This window comes from Streptomyces sp. NPDC096324 (assembly GCF_044763015.1).
Lineage (GTDB): Bacteria > Actinomycetota > Actinomycetes > Streptomycetales > Streptomycetaceae > Streptomyces.
Window position 1 is genome coordinate 21,077 of record NZ_JBIWFK010000011.1, and the last position, 16,535, is coordinate 37,611.

Sequence of the window (16,535 nt, forward strand, 5' to 3'; positions counted from 1 at the left end):
CGGTGGGAGGGGCCGGGTCAGGCGCGAAGGCGGAGTCCGCGCGGGGTGGCGATGAAGCCCGCTCCTTCCAGGAGAGTGCCGAGGGGTGAGGTGAGTGCCGAGGCGCCGTTGACGCGCTCGACGGTGACCGTGCCGAGCGAACCCGCGCGGGCCGCCGCGGCGAGGGCCTCCGCCGCGGCACCCAGACGGGTGTCCCGCGCGAGGGGGGTGTCCGCGTCGGCCGGCCAGGCCAGCAGGGTCTTGCCGCCGCGTTCCATGTACAGGGCCAGTTCGCCGTCGACGAGGACGACCAGGGAACCCGCCTTGCGGCCCGGCTTGTGGCCCGCTTCGGTCGGGGACTCGGGCCAGGGGAGGGCCGCGCCGTAGGCGTTCGCGGGGTCGGCGGCGGCCAGTACGACAGCGGGGGAGGTGGTACGGGGGCGGGCGCCCGGGAAACCCGCGCCGCCGGGGTGGCCGGAGCCGTTCGCCGGGTACGCCGTGCCGCCGCGGCCGGGCCGGGTGTTCCGGCCGTGGGGCGCGTAGGGGCGGGGAGCGTCGGGGTGAGGGGCGTCGGCCGCGAGGGCGGAATCGGCGGAGAACGTGTGGCCGTCGTCGAAATCGAAGTCGAGGGCGGAGCCGGGACCGAGCGGGGAGTCCGGGCCGAGGGTGAAGTCGCGGGTGGGATCGTTCAGGGAATCCGGACCGTCCTCGATGCCGTCCCGGTCGACGTACGCCTCGCCGTGGCCCTTGCCATCGAAGTCCCGGCCGGAGTGCGGGAGGACAGGAATGTCCGGGAAGCCGTGTGCCGCGGGGGAGTTGTCCGGGACGGCGGGATCGAGGAGGGCGGCGCCCCGGTCGCGGGCGTTCGCCGCGGCCCGGAGCCGGTCCACCGCGCCGTCCATGGCGAACTGGGCCGCGCCGAGCCCCTCGACCACGTAGCCCCGCCGCGCCTGACCGCTGTCCTCGAAGGCCGACAGGATGCGGTACACCGCCGAGAAGCCTCCTTCGACGCCCTCCGCCGCGACGGCTCCCCGGGTCACCACGCCGTGCCGGTCGAGCAGGGTGCGGGCCAGGGCGTGGGCGCGGACGGTGGCGTCCGGCTCCCGCTCGGGCAGCAGTGACCAGCGGCCCGCCACGGTGGGGGGACCCGTACGCGACTGGGGGCGCGCCCCGCCCGTCAGGGAGCCGTAGCGCCCGCGGGGGACCGAGCGCTTGGCGCGGTGGGCCGTCGAGCCCGCGGTGCGGCCCGAACCCAGCAGGGAGCGCATCGGCGCGAGCGTGTCGTTCGTCAGCCGCCCGGACCAGGCCAGCTCCCAGATCGCGTCCGCGAGCTGCGGATCCGTCGCGTCGGGGTGCGTGGTGGCGCGGACCTGGTCGGCGATCTGACGGAAGAACAGGCCGTAGCCCCCGGAGAGGGTGTCGAGAACCGACTGGTGCAGCGCCGTCGGCTCCAGAGGGTGCGCGGCCGGAAGGAGCAGGGGGGCGGCGTCCGCGAGATACAGCGACACCCAGCCGTCCTTGCCCGGCAGGGAACCCGCCCCGGCCCAGACCACCTCACCGGCGGCCGTGAGTTCGTCGAGCAGGGCGGGGGTGTAACCGGCGACCCGGGACGGCAGCACGAGCTTCTCCAGCGCGGACGCCGGCACCGACGCGCCCTGCAACTGCTCGACGGCGCGCACCAGTCCGTCGATGCCGCGCAGCCCGTGACCGCTGCCCACGTGCTGCCACTGCGGCAGGAACTGGGCGAGCGCGGCGGGCGGAACGGGTTCGAGTTCATGACGCAGCGCCGCGAGCGAACGGCGGCGCAGCCTGCGCAGGACCGCCGCGTCGCACCACTCCTGGCCGATGCCCGCGGGATGGAACTCGCCCTGGACGACCCGGCCGTTCGCGGCGAGGCGATGCAGCGCGCCGTCGGTGACGGCGGTGCCGAGACCGAAGCGGGCGGCGGCCGTCGCCGAGGTGAACGGCCCGTGGGTGCGGGCGTACCGGGCGAGGAGATCGCCGAGCGGGTCCTTGACCGGCTCGGTGAAGGCCTCCGGTACGCCGACGGGCAGGGCCGTGCCGAGCGCGTCGCGCAGCCGGCCGGCGTCCTCGACGGCCGCCCAGTGGTCGGCTCCGGCGATCCTGACCCGGATGGCGCGGCGGGCGGCCGACAGTTCCTTCGCCCACCCCGGCTCCGCGCCCCGCTCGGCCAACTCGGCCTCCGTGAGCGGCCCCAGCAGACGCAGCAGGTCGGCGACACCTTCGATGTCCTTGATGCGGCGGTCCTCGGTGAGCCACTGGAGCTCGCGCTCCAGCTCGGCCAGGACGTCCGCGTCCAGCAACTCGCGCAGTTCGGCCTGGCCCAGCAGCTCGGCCAGCAGACGGGAGTCAAGCGACAGCGCGGCGGCCCGCCGCTCGGCGAGCGGCGAGTCGCCCTCGTACAGGAACTGGGCGACGTACCCGAAGAGCAGGGAGCGGGCGAAGGGGGAGGGTTCGGGGGTGGTGACCTCGACGAGCCGCACCTTGCGGGACTCGATGTCGCCCATCAGCTCCGTGAGTCCCGGCACGTCGAAGACGTCCTGGAGGCATTCGCGCACCGCTTCCAGGACGATCGGGAACGAACCGAACTCGCTCGCCACCTGGAGCAGTTGAGCGGCGCGCTGGCGCTGCTGCCACAGCGGGGTGCGCTTGCCGGGGCTGCGGCGCGGCAGGAGCAGGGCGCGGGCGGCGCATTCGCGGAACCGGGCGGCGAACAGGGCCGAACTGCCGACCTGGTCCGTGACGATCTGGTTGACCTCGCCCTTGTCGAAGGCGACGTCCGCCGCGCCGACCGGCGCCCGCTCCGCGTCGTACTCCGTGCCCGCCTTCGTGGGTGCCTGGTCGAGCAGGTCCAGGCCCATCAGATCGGCGTCGGGCAGCCGCAGCACGATGCCGTCGTCCGCGTGCATGACCTGGGCGTCCATGCCGTAGCGCTCGGAGAGCTTGGCGCCCAGGGCGAGGGCCCAGGGAGCGTGCACCTGCGCGCCGAAGGGGGAGTGCACGACCACACGCCAGTCGCCCAGCTCGTCGCGGAAGCGCTCGACGACGATCGTGCGGTCGTCCGGGATGTGGCCGCACGCCTCACGCTGTTCGGTGAGGTACGCGATGACGTTGTCGGCGGCCCAGGCGTCCAGGCCCGCCGCCAGCAGCCGCAGCCGTGCGTCGTCCTCGGGCAGCGCTCCGACCTCGCGCAGGAACGCGCCCACCGCGCGCCCCAGTTCGAGCGGACGCCCGAGCTGGTCGCCCTTCCAGAAGGGCAGCCTGCCGGGGACGCCGGGCGCCGGGGAGACCAGGACCCGGTCCCTGGTGATGTCCTCGATGCGCCAGGAGCTGGTGCCGAGGGTGAAGACGTCGCCCACCCGGGATTCGTAGACCATCTCCTCGTCGAGCTCACCGACCCGTCCGCCGCCCTTCTTGGGGTCGGCCCCCGCGAGGAACACCCCGAAGAGTCCACGGTCGGGGATGGTGCCCCCGGAGGTGACGGCGAGCCGCTGGGCGCCGGGGCGGCCGGTCACCGTGCCCGCGACGCGGTCCCACACCACGCGGGGCCTCAGCTCGGCGAAGGCGTCCGAGGGGTAACGGCCCGCGAGCATGTCCAGGACGGCGGTGAACGCCGACTCCGGGAGCGAGGCGAAGGGGGCCGCCCGGCGGACCGTGGTGAGCAGATCGTCGACCTGCCAGATGTCGAGCGCCGTCATCGCGACGAGCTGCTGAGCCAGCACGTCCAGCGGGTTGGCCGGCACCCGGAGGGACTCGATGGAGCCGGTGCGCATCCGCTCGGTGACCACCGCCGCCTGCACCAGGTCGCCCCGGTACTTCGGGAAGACGACACCGGTGGACACCGCGCCGACCTGGTGACCCGCGCGGCCCACCCGTTGCAGCCCCGACGCCACGGACGGCGGTGATTCCACCTGGACGACGAGGTCGACCGCGCCCATGTCGATGCCCAGTTCGAGGCTGGAGGTGGCGACCACGGCGGGCAGACGCCCGGCCTTCAGATCCTCCTCGACCTGCGCCCGCTGCTCCTTGGAGACCGAACCGTGGTGAGCGCGGGCGATGACCGGCGGCGCCCCCTGCGCCGTGCCCGAGCCGCCCATCAGCTCGGCCGGGGCGTGCGCCTCCTCCAAGGGCTCGCCGGTCGCCCTCTCGTAGGCGATCTCGTTCAGGCGGTTGCACAGCCGCTCTGCCAGACGACGCGAGTTGGCGAACACGATCGTCGAGCGGTGGGACTGGACGAGGTCGGCGATCCGCTCCTCGACATGCGGCCAGATGGAGGGCTTCTCCGCGCCCTCCTTGCCGTCGGAGGCCGGGGAGCCGCCCAGTTCGCCCAGGTCCTGCACCGGGACGACCACGGACAGGTCGAACTCCTTGCCCGACGGCGGTTGGACGATCTCCACCTTGCGACGGGGCGAGAGATAGCGCGCCACCTCGTCCACGGGACGCACCGTCGCGGAGAGGCCGATGCGCCGGGCGGGCTTCGGCAGCAGCTCGTCGAGACGCTCCAGGGTGAGCGCGAGATGGGCGCCGCGCTTGGTGCCCGCGACCGCGTGCACCTCGTCCAGGATCACCGTCTCGATGCCCGTCAGGGCGTCGCGTGTGGCCGAGGTCAGCATCAGGAACAGTGACTCGGGGGTCGTGATCAGGATGTCCGGCGGGCGGGTGGCCAGCGCCCGGCGCTCGGCGGGAGGAGTGTCCCCGGAACGGATACCGACCTTCACCTCCGGCTCCGGCAGCCCGAGCCGCACGGACTCCTGGCGGATGCCGGTCAGCGGGCTGCGCAGATTGCGCTCCACGTCGACCGCGAGCGCCTTGAGCGGCGACACGTACAGCACCCGGCAGCGCTTGCGCGGGTCCGCCGGGGGCGGCGTCGAGGCCAGTTGGTCGAGCGCGGCGAGGAACGCGGCCAGCGTCTTGCCGGAACCGGTGGGGGCGACGACCAGCACGTCCGAACCCGCGCCGATGGCCGCCCACGCCCCGGCCTGGGCCGCGGTGGGCGCGGAAAAGGCCCCCGTGAACCAGCCGCGGGTCGCGGGGGAGAAGCCGTCGAGCGCGGGGTGCGCGGAGCTGACCATGCGTCCATCCTGCACCCACCCACTGACAATCGTGCCGACCTGCGAGAACGCCGTGACTGAGCGCGGCGGGGGAGACCGGTGCCGTGCCGGAGCCGGGCAAATACGGGCGAAGCCGGGCGGGTGGTGGCGGCGGTCGGTCGCGGCGAGGCGGCTCCGGTCGGCGGGCCGTCGCGGGGCCGGTGGTCCCCGGCCGGTGGGCCGTCGCGAGGCCGTTGCTTCCCGGTCGGTGGGCCGCCGCAGGGCTGTGGATTCGGGTCGGCGGGCCGTGGCGGCGCGGTGGGTTCCCGGTCGGCCAACCGTCGCGGCTAGGTGGTTCCCCGGTCGGCGAGCCGTCCCGGCGTGGTGGCGGACAATGAGGACGTGGCAGGTTCGGGGCAGGAGCGGGCGCGGCACTGGCAGTACGCGGAGCTGCCCGGTGTCGATCTGCTGCGGGCCCGCTACGTAGAGAAGATCTTCGTGCGGCACACCCACGAGAACTTCGTCATCGCCGCCATCACCGAGGGCGTCGAGGTCTTCCACCACGGCGGCGCCGACCAGTACGCGGGCCCGGGTTCGCTGGCACTGGTCAATCCCGACACCCCGCACACCGGCCGCGCGGGCGTCCCCGAGGGCTGGCGGTACGGGGCCGTGTACCCCTCGCCGGAGACGGTCGCCGAGATCGCCGCGGAGACCACCACCCTGCGCGGCACCCCCGGATTCAGCAGCCCGGTACTCGACGACCCCTACGCGGCGGGCCTGGTCCACCAGGTGCTGCGGGCCGCGGAGGAGGGCAACGCGCTGGCCGCCGACACCCTGCTGAGGGTCGCCGTGACCCGGCTGCTGCGCCTGAACGGGGGCCCCCTGCCGCAGCGGGCCGTGCGCACCGCCGGCGGCCGGCTCGCGGCACGCGCGCGTGGCGTGCTGGACGAGCGGATGGCCGAGCCGCCGACCCTGGAACGGCTCGCGGCGGACCTCGGCACCAGCTCGTTCGCGTTGCTCCGCGCGTTCCGGGACGCCTACGGCATGCCGCCCCACACCTGGCTGACCGACGCCCGGGTACGCCGGGCCCGCCACCTCCTGGACGCCGGGTCCACCCCCGCCGAGGCGGCCGTCGCCGTCGGCTTCACGGACCAGCCGCACCTCAACCGGCACTTCAGCCGGATCGTGGGCGTCCCTCCGGGCGCCTATCAGCGGGAGCGCAAGAACGTACAAGACGCCGGGGGCCGGCTCCTCGTACCGTCCGACGCGTGGCACAACAGACAGCTCTCCCAGACATACGCAGCGAAGAACACGGAAAACCCGACGCGGCCGTCGTCCGCGACGCCCTCGGAGTCGGGGTCGCCGTCGGACTGTCCGGTTTCGCCTTCGGGGTGACCTCGGCCGGCAGCGGGCTCAGCCTGCTCCAGACCTGCGCCCTCAGCCTCCTGGTGTTCACCGGGGCGTCGCAGTTCGCGCTCGTGGGCGCGCTCGCGGCCGGGGGCAACCCGCTGACCGCGGCAGCCGGCGCGTTCTTCCTCGGGGTGCGGAACGCGTTCTACGGGCTGCGGCTGTCCCAGCTCCTGGCCCTCCCGCGCGCGGTGCGCCCGTTCGCCGCGCAATGGGTGATCGACGAGACCACGGCCGTGGCGCTCGCCCAGCCCACCCGCCGCAGCGTCCGGATCGGCTTCACCGTCACCGGCCTGTCCCTCTACCTGCTGTGGAACCTCACCACCCTGCTCGGCGCGGCCGGGGCCGAGGCCATCGGTGACACCGACGCGTGGGGCCTGGACGCGGCCGGACCCGCGGTGTTCCTGGCGCTGCTCGCGCCGATGCTGAAGACGTCCACGGAACGCGCCGTCGCGGGAATCGCCGTCCTTCTGGGACTCGGTCTGCTGCCCGTCCTGCCTGCCGGAGTCCCGGTGCTGGTGGCCGCCCTGGCCGCCCCCGCCGTGCTCTGGGCGACCGGGCGCCGCCGCGCGGACACCGCCCGTGACGCGTCCGTCGGCGCGTCGCACGAGACACCGTCCGGTGCCGAGAACGGGGCACCGTCCGACGTGGAGAACCGTTCACAGGCCCGCGCGGAGCACGCATCACCGGCCGGTACGCACGGCAACGGGCCCGACGCGTCAGGAGACGTACGGTGAACATCTGGATCGCCATCGGCATCACCGCCGTCGGCTGCTACGCCGTCAAGCTCATCGGTCTGCTGATCCCCGCGGGCGTGCTGGAGCGGCCGCTCGTCCAGCGCCTCGCCGCCCTGCTGCCCGTCGCGCTCCTGGCCGCTCTCACGGCCCAGCAGACGTTCGCCGACGGGCGGGTCCTCGTCCTCGACGCGAAGGCCGCGGGGCTCGCCGCGGCGGCCGTCGCGCTGATCCTGCGCGCCCCGTTCCTGGTGGTCGTCGCCGCGGCCGTGGTGGTGACGGCCGGGGTCCGCGCGCTGACCGGCTGACACCCGCGCGCGGGGCTCGGACAGGGGGCGGGCGGGTGTGCCCCCTGTCCCTGGCGAGGGCCGGGCACGGGGGCACTCCGGTGTGCCCGGACACCGTCCGACACCGTCTCCCGCAGACCTCAGCCGATGGCCCTGCCGTACGCCCGGAGCGTGCGCAGGGCCTCGACGGTCACCATGGGACGGCACTCCAGGGCGGTGCCCGGAGCCCACTGACGCCAGCGGATCGGCCACCCGCCGTCCTCCTGCTGCTCGTCCGTGAGGTGGTCCAGCGAGCGGGCCATCTCCTCGTCGGTGAACCACGCGCGCGCGAGCGAGTCCGGCGTCCGCGCGTAGTCGTGCGGGAAGTGATGCTCGCCCGGCGCGTAACCGGGCGCGACGGGGTAGGCCTCCAGGCGCCCGGCGTCGAGCACGGCGAGCCGCTGCTCACGGACGAGCCGGCCCAGCCGGTCGGCGCTCGCCTCCGCGCGCGGGCGGTCGGCCGCCGAGTCCAGGAAGGCCACGGCCGCCTCGATCTCGTACGGGTGCGACTTCTCCAGGGACTCCACCGCCTGCCAGCAGAAGTCCGTGGCCCGGAACAGCCAGGCGTTCCACACCTCGTTGCGGTGCAGCAGGCCCACGACCGGGCCGGTGGCGAGGAGTTCGCTCGGCGGATCGTCGACGACCGGCACGAAGGGAGCCGCCGGATAGCCGCGCTGGCTCGGATGGACGGCGGGCAGCGCGCCGTCCAGGGTCGACACGGCGGTCAGATAGCGGCACACCCGTTCCACGCGCTGCCCGCCGCAGCGCCCGATCGAGTCGAGCACGCGCAGCGCGTGCGCCGTGTGCAGCGGCTGGCTGACCGGGCCGCGCAGATCGGGTTCGAGCGCGTGACCGTACCCTTCGTCGTCGTTGCGGTAGGCGGCCAGCGCCGTCTCCACCGCGTCGGCGCCACCGCCGAGGAAGTGATAGGCGAAGCGGCGCTGTTCCAGCACGCGCGCGGTGAGCCAGACGAAGTGCTCGGCGCGGGCGAGGGGGGAGTGCGCGGGGGGCGTCTGGGGGAGTCGGGATGCTCCGGTTTCGGCCATGCGTCAGACCGTAGGGCGGAAAGCGGTCTCGCCACGCGGCCCCGGCTCGGGGCCACTCTCAGGGGCGGGATACTGGTGTCATGCGGTTGACGGTCTTCTGGCAGCGAATGGCTGATCACTTCGGCGCGGGGTACGCCGAGACGTTCGCGCGCGATCATGTGATGACGGAACTGGGCGGGCGCACCGTCCACGAGGCGCTGGACGCCGGCTGGGAGGCCAAGGACGTGTGGCGCGTGGTGTGCGCGACCATGAACGTTCCGTACGAAAACCACTGAACGGGACAGGGGACCGGGAAAGTCCGGGGGGACGTGGATCGGGTGTCGGTGGCGTGGGCCAGACTTGGCGGGTGGCCCCGACAGACGAGAACACGCAGGTCGATCAGCAGTCATCACCGCTCGGCACGACGCCACCCGGTCCGCCCGATGCCGGCGCGGCCGGAGCGGGCGTGCGCATGCCGCGCTGGCTGCCCCGCGCCATGGTGCTCGCCCTCGCGCTCGTCGCCGTGTTCCAGCTCGGCAGTTGGGCGTTCCACCAGCTCACCGGCCTGCTGATCAACATCCTGATCTCGTTCTTCCTCGCGCTCGCGATAGAACCCGCGGTGAGCTGGATGGCCTCCCGGGGCATGCGCCGAGGGCTGGCCACATTCTTTGTCTTCCTGGGATCGTTGATCCTGATCGCCGGGTTCATCACCCTGCTCGGCTCGATGCTCGCGGGCCAGATCATCAAGATGATCGAGGGCTTCCCCGACTACCTCGACTCGGTCATCAACTGGATCAACACGCACTTCCACACCGACCTCAGGCGGGTCGACATCCAGGAGGGCCTGCTCCACTCCGACTGGCTGCGCAAGTACGTGCAGAACAGCGCCACCGGCGTCCTGGACGTGTCCGGCCAGGTCCTCGGCGGTCTCTTCCAGCTCCTGACGGTCGCGCTGTTCTCGTTCTACTTCGCCGCCGACGGACCCCGGCTGCGGCGCGCGCTGTGCTCGGTGCTGCCGCCGGCCCGGCAGACCGAGGTGCTGCGCGCCTGGGAGATAGCCGTCGACAAGACCGGCGGCTATCTGTACTCGCGCGGCCTGATGGCGCTGATCTCGGGCATCGCCCACTACATCCTGCTGGAGGCGCTGGGCGTTCCCTACGCGCCCGTGCTCGGTGTGTGGGTCGGTCTCGTCTCGCAGTTCATCCCGACCATCGGCACCTATCTCGCGGGCGCCCTGCCGATGCTGATCGCGTTCACGATCGACCCCTGGTACGCGCTGTGGGTGCTCGTCTTCGTCGTGGTCTACCAGCAGTTCGAGAACTACGTGCTCCAGCCCAAGCTGACCTCCAGGACGGTGGACATCCACCCCGCGGTCGCCTTCGGGTCCGTCATCGCGGGCACCGCGCTCCTCGGAGCCGTCGGCGCGCTGATCGCCATCCCCGCCGTCGCCACCCTGCAGGCGTTCCTGGGCGCGTACGTGAAGCGCTACGACGTGACGGACGACCCGCGGGTGCACGGGCACCGCACCCGCGGCTCGGCGGGCCTCCTCGCGCGGGTGCGGGGGCAGCTCGGCCGGTGACGTGCGCCGGAGGCCCGGTCGGCGACGTTCACCAGGTGAGGACGGCCTGGACACCGGTGAGGACGACGGCCGCCGTGTAGAGGCCGACCGCCGCCCACACCATCCGCTGCCGGGTCTCCTCGCTCCAGCCGGTGCGGGAGAGCAGCCAGGCCAGCGCGGGCAGCACCAGGACGGCGTGCAGGCTCACGCCGTGCAGCGGCTTGAGCGGAGCCGTCGAGTGGTACGCGGCCTCCTGGTGGCCGGTCCTGGTGAGAACGACCCCGCGCGCGATCATCGCGGCGCCCGAGGCCAGCGCGACGAGCAGAATCGCGAACCCCGAGCGCACGGCGAGCGGCATGCCCGCGGGCCCCGAGGGCCGGTGGCGGAACGAGGCGACCGCGAACGCGGTGAGCACCACGACCAGAATCCCGCCGCCCACCGCGAGCATCATGGACACCGCGGTGTCGAAGCCGGTCTCCATGTCGAGATGCGAGGGAACCCGGCGCCACGCCTGAAGGGTGATCCCGCCTACCTCCAGCACACAGTCCGCGGCGAACACGACGAGCAGCGCGGTGCGCGCCCTCGCCTCCATCCGCACGTACGAGGTGACCCAGGTGACCGCGATCAGGGTCAGCCCGAAGGAGAGCCCGAAGGTGACGGGCTTGCGCCAGGAGACGGGACCGTCCCACGGGCCGCCGTCGACGGCGAAGACCAGCAGATGCAGGAGGCCCGAGAGGACGAGCAGGGCGCCCGTGGCCCGGCACAGCCGCTCGGCCCACGGCCGGAGCGAGGGCTTCGGCGACGGCAGGGGGCGGGGCGGCAGGGGACGGGTGGTCGTCGGCATGGCCCACAGCCTGCCGGTCGGGCCCGTCGGTGTCGTCGTACGCCCGGAGGCAGCGGCCCTGCGCCCCGGGGAGTAGCCCGAGCCCGGGGCGGGTACCGGGCTCCCGGGGAGGTGCCCGGCGGGTACAGGGGCCCGAGGGCGTGGGATCCCCGGTCGTTGTCGGAGGACGACCGTACTCTCGGAAGTGCCGCGTGGTGCGCTTGACACGTAAATCGAACATCCATTCTCATGGAGGTTCCGGCGTAGCTCGCGATGGGTGATTCGGCAGGGTTTCGACAGGGATGTGCCCGAGTTATCCACAGGCCGGACGGGCGTCGGGGCGCATTGTCAGTGGCAGGCGTTAGCGTCTTTGACGTGAAGCGATCGACTCAAGCAAACCGGGTGGAACCCATGGCAGGAACCGACCGCGAGAAGGCGCTCGACGCCGCGCTCGCGCAGATTGAACGGCAGTTCGGCAAGGGCGCCGTGATGCGCCTGGGCGAGCGGCCGAATGAGCCCATCGAGGTCATCCCCACCGGGTCGACCGCGCTCGACGTCGCCCTCGGCGTCGGCGGCCTGCCGCGCGGCCGCGTGGTGGAGGTGTACGGCCCGGAGTCCTCCGGAAAGACGACCCTCACCCTGCACGCGGTGGCGAACGCGCAGAAGGCCGGCGGCCAGGTGGCGTTCATCGACGCCGAGCACGCCCTCGACCCCGAGTACGCGAAGAAGCTCGGCGTCGACATCGACAACCTGATCCTCTCGCAGCCGGACAACGGCGAGCAGGCCCTGGAGATCGTGGACATGCTGGTCCGCTCCGGCGCGCTCGACCTCATCGTCATCGACTCCGTCGCCGCCCTGGTGCCGCGGGCCGAGATCGAGGGCGAGATGGGCGACTCGCACGTGGGTCTCCAGGCCCGACTGATGAGCCAGGCCCTGCGCAAGATCACCAGCGCGCTCAACCAGTCGAAGACCACGGCGATCTTCATCAACCAGCTCCGCGAGAAGATCGGCGTCATGTTCGGCTCTCCGGAGACGACGACGGGTGGCCGGGCGCTGAAGTTCTACGCCTCGGTGCGCCTCGACATCCGGCGCATCGAGACGCTGAAGGACGGCACCGACGCGGTCGGCAACCGCACCCGCGTCAAGGTCGTCAAGAACAAGGTCGCGCCGCCGTTCAAGCAGGCCGAGTTCGACATCCTCTACGGGCAGGGCATCAGCCGCGAGGGCGGCCTGATCGACATGGGCGTGGAGAACGGCTTCGTCCGCAAGGCCGGCGCCTGGTACACGTACGAGGGCGACCAGCTCGGCCAGGGCAAGGAGAACGCCCGCAACTTCCTGAAGGACAACCCCGACCTCGCCAACGAGATCGAGAAGAAGATCAAGGAGAAGCTGGGCGTCGGTGTGAAGCCCGAGCAGCCCGCCGCGGAGCCGGGCGCGGACGCGGCGGTCTCGGCGGCCCCGGACGACGCCGCGAAGACGGTGCCCGCTCCGGCTGCCAAGGCCACCAAGTCCAGGGCCGCGGCGGCCAAGAGCTAGTCCATGACACGACGAACCGACTGGGCCGAGTACGCCCGTCCCCAGCCCTCCGAGAGGCGGCCGGGGCAGGGGTACGACGGGGGTGACGGCGGCCAGGCCGGAGACGGTGACGGGTCGTACGGCGGTGCCGGGGGGTACGGCGGCCAGCCGTACGGCACCGACGGCGGGTTCCACGAAGCCGACGGTGGGCTCCACGGCACCGACGGCGGGTTCTACGGAGCCGAGGGTTTCCACGGCGTCGGTCCGGACGACGGGGATCCGGACCACGGTGGTTCGACGGGCGGTGACGCACGGCACGGTGACGGCCTGCCGCGCGGTCACGGTTCGCCGGACGCGGTCTCCCGACGCGGTGGACGTGCCGCGGGGGGATCGCGTGGTGGAAGAGGTCGTCGACGGGGCGGCGGTTTCGGCGACCCGTCCGGCGACCCGCGGGACGGAGACACCCCCTCCTCGTCGAGGGCCGAGAAGGGGGAGTCCCCGGGGGACCCGGCTGAGCGGGCGCGAGCGATCTGCCTGCGCCTGCTCACCGGGACCCCGCGCACGCGGAAGCAGCTGGCGGACGCGTTGCGCAAGCGCGAGATCCCGGACGAGGTGGCGGACGAGGTGCTGTCACGGTTCGAGGAGGTCGGGCTGATCAACGACAGCGCCTTCGCGGACGCCTGGGTGGAGTCCCGGCACCACGGCCGGGGACTGGCCCGGCGCGCGCTCGTCCAGGAACTGCGGACCAAGGGCGTGGAATCGACGCTGATCGACGAGGCCGTCGGACAGCTCGACTCCGAGCAGGAGGAGGCGACGGCGCGTGAGCTGGTCGCGCGCAAACTGCGCTCCACCCGCGGACTGGACCGGGACAAGCGGCTGAGACGCCTCGCCGGCATGCTCGCCCGCAAGGGCTACTCCCAGGGAATGGCCCTGCGCGTGGTCCGTCAGGCGCTGGAGGAAGAGGGCGAGGACACGGAAGGGCTCGACGAGGGATTCTGATCCCACGGGCGTCCGTCACCGTGCCCTCGCGGGCTCCCGTACGAGGGCAGTTTGTCCGGGTGACCGGTCTCCGCGAGGCGGAGCGCGGTCAGCTCTCCGGGCCGGTGGCCGTCACCGGGAGGCCCGCGCTCTTCCAGGCCTGGAAGCCGCCGATCAGATCGGTGGCCCTGTGGAGTCCCAGCCGGCGCAGGGACTCGGCGGCCAGGCTGGAGGCGTACCCCTCGTTGCAGAACAGCACGACCCGCAGGTCATGACTCGTCGCCTCCGGGGCGCGGTGACTGCCCGTGGGGTCGAGCCGCCACTCCAGTTCGTTGCGCTCGACGACGAGAGCGCCGGGGATGAGGCCGTCCCGTTCGCGCAGGGCGGCGTACCGGGTGTCGACCAGAAGCGCCTCGCCGCGCCGTACGGCCTCGAAGGCTTCCTCCGCCTCCACCCGGTCCAGGCCCGCGCGGACCTGCTCCAGCAGGGCGTCGATGCCGATGGGCTGCCCGTTGCCGCTCACTGCCAGTCCTCCGGACGCTCGACGTGCTCCAGGCGCAGGATCTGGCCCGTACGGCTGTAGCGGCGGATCCGCGGGAGCGGTGGGTAGTAGGCGTGCACCGAGATCGCGTGCTCCTCGGTGGACTCGTTGAGCACCTCGTGCACGTGATGCCGGCCGAAGGCGCGGCCGGTGCCCGCGGGCAGCTTCCGCTGCCGGTCGATCTCCTCGGTGAGTTCCAGGGTCTTCCAGCCGTCGGCGGGCAGCCGGGCGGCGAGGGAGTTCTCCTTGAGCTCGCCGGCCGCGGCGAGGAAGGCGCCCACCGATTCGGCGTGGTCGTGCCAGCCGGTCCCGGTCCCGGGCGGCCAGCCGATCAGCCAGGCCTCACTGCCGCCCGGGCCTTCGAGCCGCACCCAGGTACGGCCCTCGGGGTCGAGGGGGAGCGAGGCGATCAGCTCGGCATCGGCCGCGGTACGGCGTACGAAGTCCAGGAGGTCGGCCTGGGTGGGGGGCTTGGGCTCGCCGGAGACGGCGGAGGGCACCGAGGCCGCGGCGGGGGCCGAGGGGGAGACGGGGACAGGCGTGGAGACAGGGGGTGGCACAGACACTCGGACCGTCCTGAGAATTCGCGAGAGGAGCGCGCGGAGGCACGGCGGCGGCGCGCGGGAGCTGAAGGATGCGAAGTCAGAAGGACGGGCGACACACGCAGCCCGCATAGCGGACGAGGTCCATATGGACCCTCCGCCACAGGCGCACACAGGTGTCGGTCACGATCCGGAGTAGACCATGGTGGCGCAGACCGGTCAACTCACCGTCACTATATGGACCATGAAGGCCCGAGGATCGGGGAAACCCGGGCCGGACGGTCACGGAGCGTTCAGCGCCTGCCCGCGGTCGCCCCCGCGGCGCTCTCCGCGTCCACCCGTGCCGGTCCGCCGAGGGCCGCCTCGGCCGCCTCGTACAGGTCGGCCGGCCGGACCCCGCCGAACGCGGCGACGAGGTGTCCGTCGGGGCGGACCAGCAGCACGGTGTGCGCCGCGGCACCCGGGTAGCTCTCCGCGACGAGCAGTTCGGCGGGGTGAGGCAGGGCGGTCACGGCGGCGGCGAGCCGCGGCATGACGCCGGCCGTCACCCAGTGCTTGCGCTCCCACACCCCCGTACCCGGAGCGATCAGCACGACGAGCAGCACCCCGCGACCGAGCCGCTCGCGCAGGGGTACGAACGAGCCGTCCTCCGCGGTCACCCGTACGTCGACGACCGGCGCGCCGGGCTCGGTGCCGACGACGGCGTGCGACTCGGCGGGCGGGGGCATGAGCGGGGAGGCGGTGTACGCCCCCGGCGCGCCGAGCGGACCGTGGCCCAGGTGGCCGTCCGTGAGCAACGCGTCGTGTCCCCGAGCGGTCCCGGGGACGTAGGAGCGCAGGCCGCCGCCGCTCCGCAGCAGGGGCAGCGCCTGGTCCGCGGCGCGCAGCCGAGCGGCGACCACCGCTCGCCGCTCCGTCTGGTAGCTGTCCAGGAGCGCGGTGTGCGGACCGTGGTGCCAGCCGAGCGCCAGCTTCCAGGCGAGGTTGTCGGCGTCCCGCAGCCCTTCGTCCAGCCCCTGGGTGCCGAGGGCGCCGAGCAGGTGGGCCGCGTCCCCGGCGAGGAAGACCCGGCCGACGCGCCAGCGGCGGGCCAGCCGGTGGTGGACGGCGTGGACCCCGGTGTCGAGCAGTTCGTACGCGGGTGTGGCGCCGCCGCTCCAGCCCGCGAGGGTCTCGCGGATGCGTGCCACCAGCAGGTCGGGCGTGACGAGGTCCTTGCCCGGGGGCAGCAGCCAGTCCAGCCGCCAGACGTCCTCGGCGAGCGGACGGGCGCTCACCTCTCCGGCCGAGGGTCCGGACGCGCGCCAGGGTGTCATCCGGTGCAGCAACGCTTCGCCGGGCCAGGGGAGTTCGGTGCGCAGGGCCGCCACGGCGTGCCGTTCGACGGCGGTGCGCCCGGGGAATCGGATGTCCTGGAGCTTGCGCACCGTCGAGCGCGGTCCGTCGCAGCCGATCAGATAGCTGCCGCGCCACCAGGTGCCGTCGGGGCCCCGCGTGTGGGCCGTGATGCCGGAGGCGTCCTGTTCGACGGAGTCGAGGCGGCTGTGCGCGGCGACCTTGATGAGCCGCTCGTGGATGATGGCCTCGCGCAGCGCGCCGGTCAGCGCGTGCTGGGCGATGTGCAGCGGAGCGCTGAACTCCGCTCCGTCCACCGGGTTTTCCGCGCCCCGGGAAGCGCCGGTGCCGCGTGCGGCGACGATCCCCCGAGGACCGTCGCCCCGCACGGCCTCGCCGCCGAGAGGATCGGTGGCGCTGTTCGCGCCCGTGGAACCCTCCCCGTCGAACACGATCTCGCGCATCACCTGCCTGCGCCGCATCGACCGCCATCCGGCCCAACGGAAGCCGGCGTCGTCGAGGGGCAGACCCGTCAGCCGTTCGACGAGCGCGACCGTGTCCTCGCGCAGCACCACGGTCCGCGCGAGCCGCTGTTCGTCCTTGCCGGGACCCTCGTCGAGGACCACGGAGGGGACCTCCTGGCGGGCCAGCGCAAGGGCGAGGGTGAGGCCCACGGGCCCGGCTCCGACGATGATCACCGGGTCCACGGCGCGGTGCCCCC

Annotated in this window: 14 protein-coding genes; 7 read left to right on the forward strand and 7 right to left on the reverse strand. The window is 73.2% G+C overall.

Annotated elements, in window-relative coordinates:
* Positions 1-17: 17 nt before the first annotated feature.
* A complete protein-coding gene (locus ACIQ7M_RS28645) occupies positions 18-5,072 on the reverse strand; it encodes an ATP-dependent helicase (RefSeq protein WP_403649789.1) in 5,055 nt (1,684 codons plus the stop codon).
* Positions 5,073-5,432: 360 nt separating this feature from the next.
* Between ACIQ7M_RS28645 and ACIQ7M_RS28650 the strand changes: the two genes are divergently transcribed.
* The 3 genes from ACIQ7M_RS28650 to ACIQ7M_RS28660 are packed head-to-tail and all read left to right on the forward strand — an operon-like array spanning position 5,433 to position 7,479.
* On the forward strand, positions 5,433-6,425 hold the full coding sequence (locus ACIQ7M_RS28650; protein ID WP_403649792.1) for an AraC family transcriptional regulator: 993 nt from the start codon (positions 5,433-5,435) through the stop codon (positions 6,423-6,425).
* Positions 6,326-7,174: an AzlC family ABC transporter permease gene (locus ACIQ7M_RS28655; protein WP_403650179.1), complete on the forward strand. Its 849-nt coding sequence runs from the start codon at positions 6,326-6,328 to the stop codon at positions 7,172-7,174. The genes ACIQ7M_RS28650 and ACIQ7M_RS28655 overlap by 100 nt, the downstream gene beginning before the upstream one ends.
* A complete protein-coding gene (locus ACIQ7M_RS28660) occupies positions 7,171-7,479 on the forward strand; it encodes an AzlD domain-containing protein (RefSeq protein WP_355765984.1) in 309 nt (102 codons plus the stop codon). Before ACIQ7M_RS28655 ends, ACIQ7M_RS28660 begins: the two co-directional genes overlap by 4 nt.
* Before the next feature lie 119 nt (positions 7,480-7,598).
* On the opposite strand, the gene ACIQ7M_RS28665 is transcribed toward ACIQ7M_RS28660, so the two are convergent.
* Complete coding sequence (locus ACIQ7M_RS28665) at positions 7,599-8,543, reverse strand: hypothetical protein (RefSeq protein ID WP_355765987.1); 945 nt, start codon at positions 8,541-8,543, stop codon at positions 7,599-7,601.
* A gap of 80 nt (positions 8,544-8,623) precedes the next feature.
* On the opposite strand from ACIQ7M_RS28665, the gene ACIQ7M_RS28670 reads away from it, so the two are divergent.
* Both ACIQ7M_RS28670 and ACIQ7M_RS28675 read left to right on the forward strand, forming a co-directional pair.
* Complete coding sequence (locus tag ACIQ7M_RS28670; protein WP_339131971.1) at positions 8,624-8,818, forward strand: DUF3046 domain-containing protein; 195 nt, start codon at positions 8,624-8,626, stop codon at positions 8,816-8,818.
* Between the two features lie 71 nt (positions 8,819-8,889).
* Positions 8,890-10,101: an AI-2E family transporter gene (locus ACIQ7M_RS28675; protein WP_403649796.1), complete on the forward strand. Its 1,212-nt coding sequence runs from the start codon at positions 8,890-8,892 to the stop codon at positions 10,099-10,101.
* A 28-nt stretch (positions 10,102-10,129) separates the two neighbouring features.
* On the opposite strand, the gene ACIQ7M_RS28680 is transcribed toward ACIQ7M_RS28675, so the two are convergent.
* The gene (locus tag ACIQ7M_RS28680) at positions 10,130-10,924 is read right to left on the reverse strand and encodes a hypothetical protein (RefSeq protein WP_403649799.1); all 795 of its coding nucleotides are present in this window, start codon (positions 10,922-10,924) and stop codon (positions 10,130-10,132) included.
* Positions 10,925-11,314: 390 nt separating this feature from the next.
* Between ACIQ7M_RS28680 and recA the strand changes: the two genes are divergently transcribed.
* Complete coding sequence (gene recA, locus ACIQ7M_RS28685) at positions 11,315-12,439, forward strand: recombinase RecA (protein ID WP_355765995.1); 1,125 nt, start codon at positions 11,315-11,317, stop codon at positions 12,437-12,439.
* Positions 12,440-12,442: 3 nt separating this feature from the next.
* Positions 12,443-13,417: a recombination regulator RecX gene (recX, locus tag ACIQ7M_RS28690; protein ID WP_403649802.1), complete on the forward strand. Its 975-nt coding sequence runs from the start codon at positions 12,443-12,445 to the stop codon at positions 13,415-13,417.
* Between the two features lie 88 nt (positions 13,418-13,505).
* Here the strand turns inward: recX and ACIQ7M_RS28695 are convergent, their stop codons facing one another.
* The 4 genes from ACIQ7M_RS28695 to ACIQ7M_RS28710 all read right to left on the reverse strand — a co-directional run bounded on the left by ACIQ7M_RS28695 (position 13,506) and on the right by ACIQ7M_RS28710 (position 16,521).
* Positions 13,506-13,919, reverse strand: coding sequence for a rhodanese-like domain-containing protein (locus ACIQ7M_RS28695; RefSeq protein WP_386982105.1), 414 nt, complete (start codon positions 13,917-13,919; stop codon positions 13,506-13,508).
* On the reverse strand, positions 13,916-14,503 hold the full coding sequence (locus ACIQ7M_RS28700) for a cysteine dioxygenase (protein WP_403649805.1): 588 nt from the start codon (positions 14,501-14,503) through the stop codon (positions 13,916-13,918). The genes ACIQ7M_RS28695 and ACIQ7M_RS28700 overlap by 4 nt, the downstream gene beginning before the upstream one ends.
* A gap of 76 nt (positions 14,504-14,579) precedes the next feature.
* The gene (locus ACIQ7M_RS28705) at positions 14,580-14,765 is read right to left on the reverse strand and encodes a putative leader peptide (protein ID WP_386982110.1); all 186 of its coding nucleotides are present in this window, start codon (positions 14,763-14,765) and stop codon (positions 14,580-14,582) included.
* 7 nt (positions 14,766-14,772) lie between these two features.
* Positions 14,773-16,521: an FAD-dependent monooxygenase gene (locus ACIQ7M_RS28710; protein ID WP_403649809.1), complete on the reverse strand. Its 1,749-nt coding sequence runs from the start codon at positions 16,519-16,521 to the stop codon at positions 14,773-14,775.
* Positions 16,522-16,535: the final 14 nt, after the last annotated feature.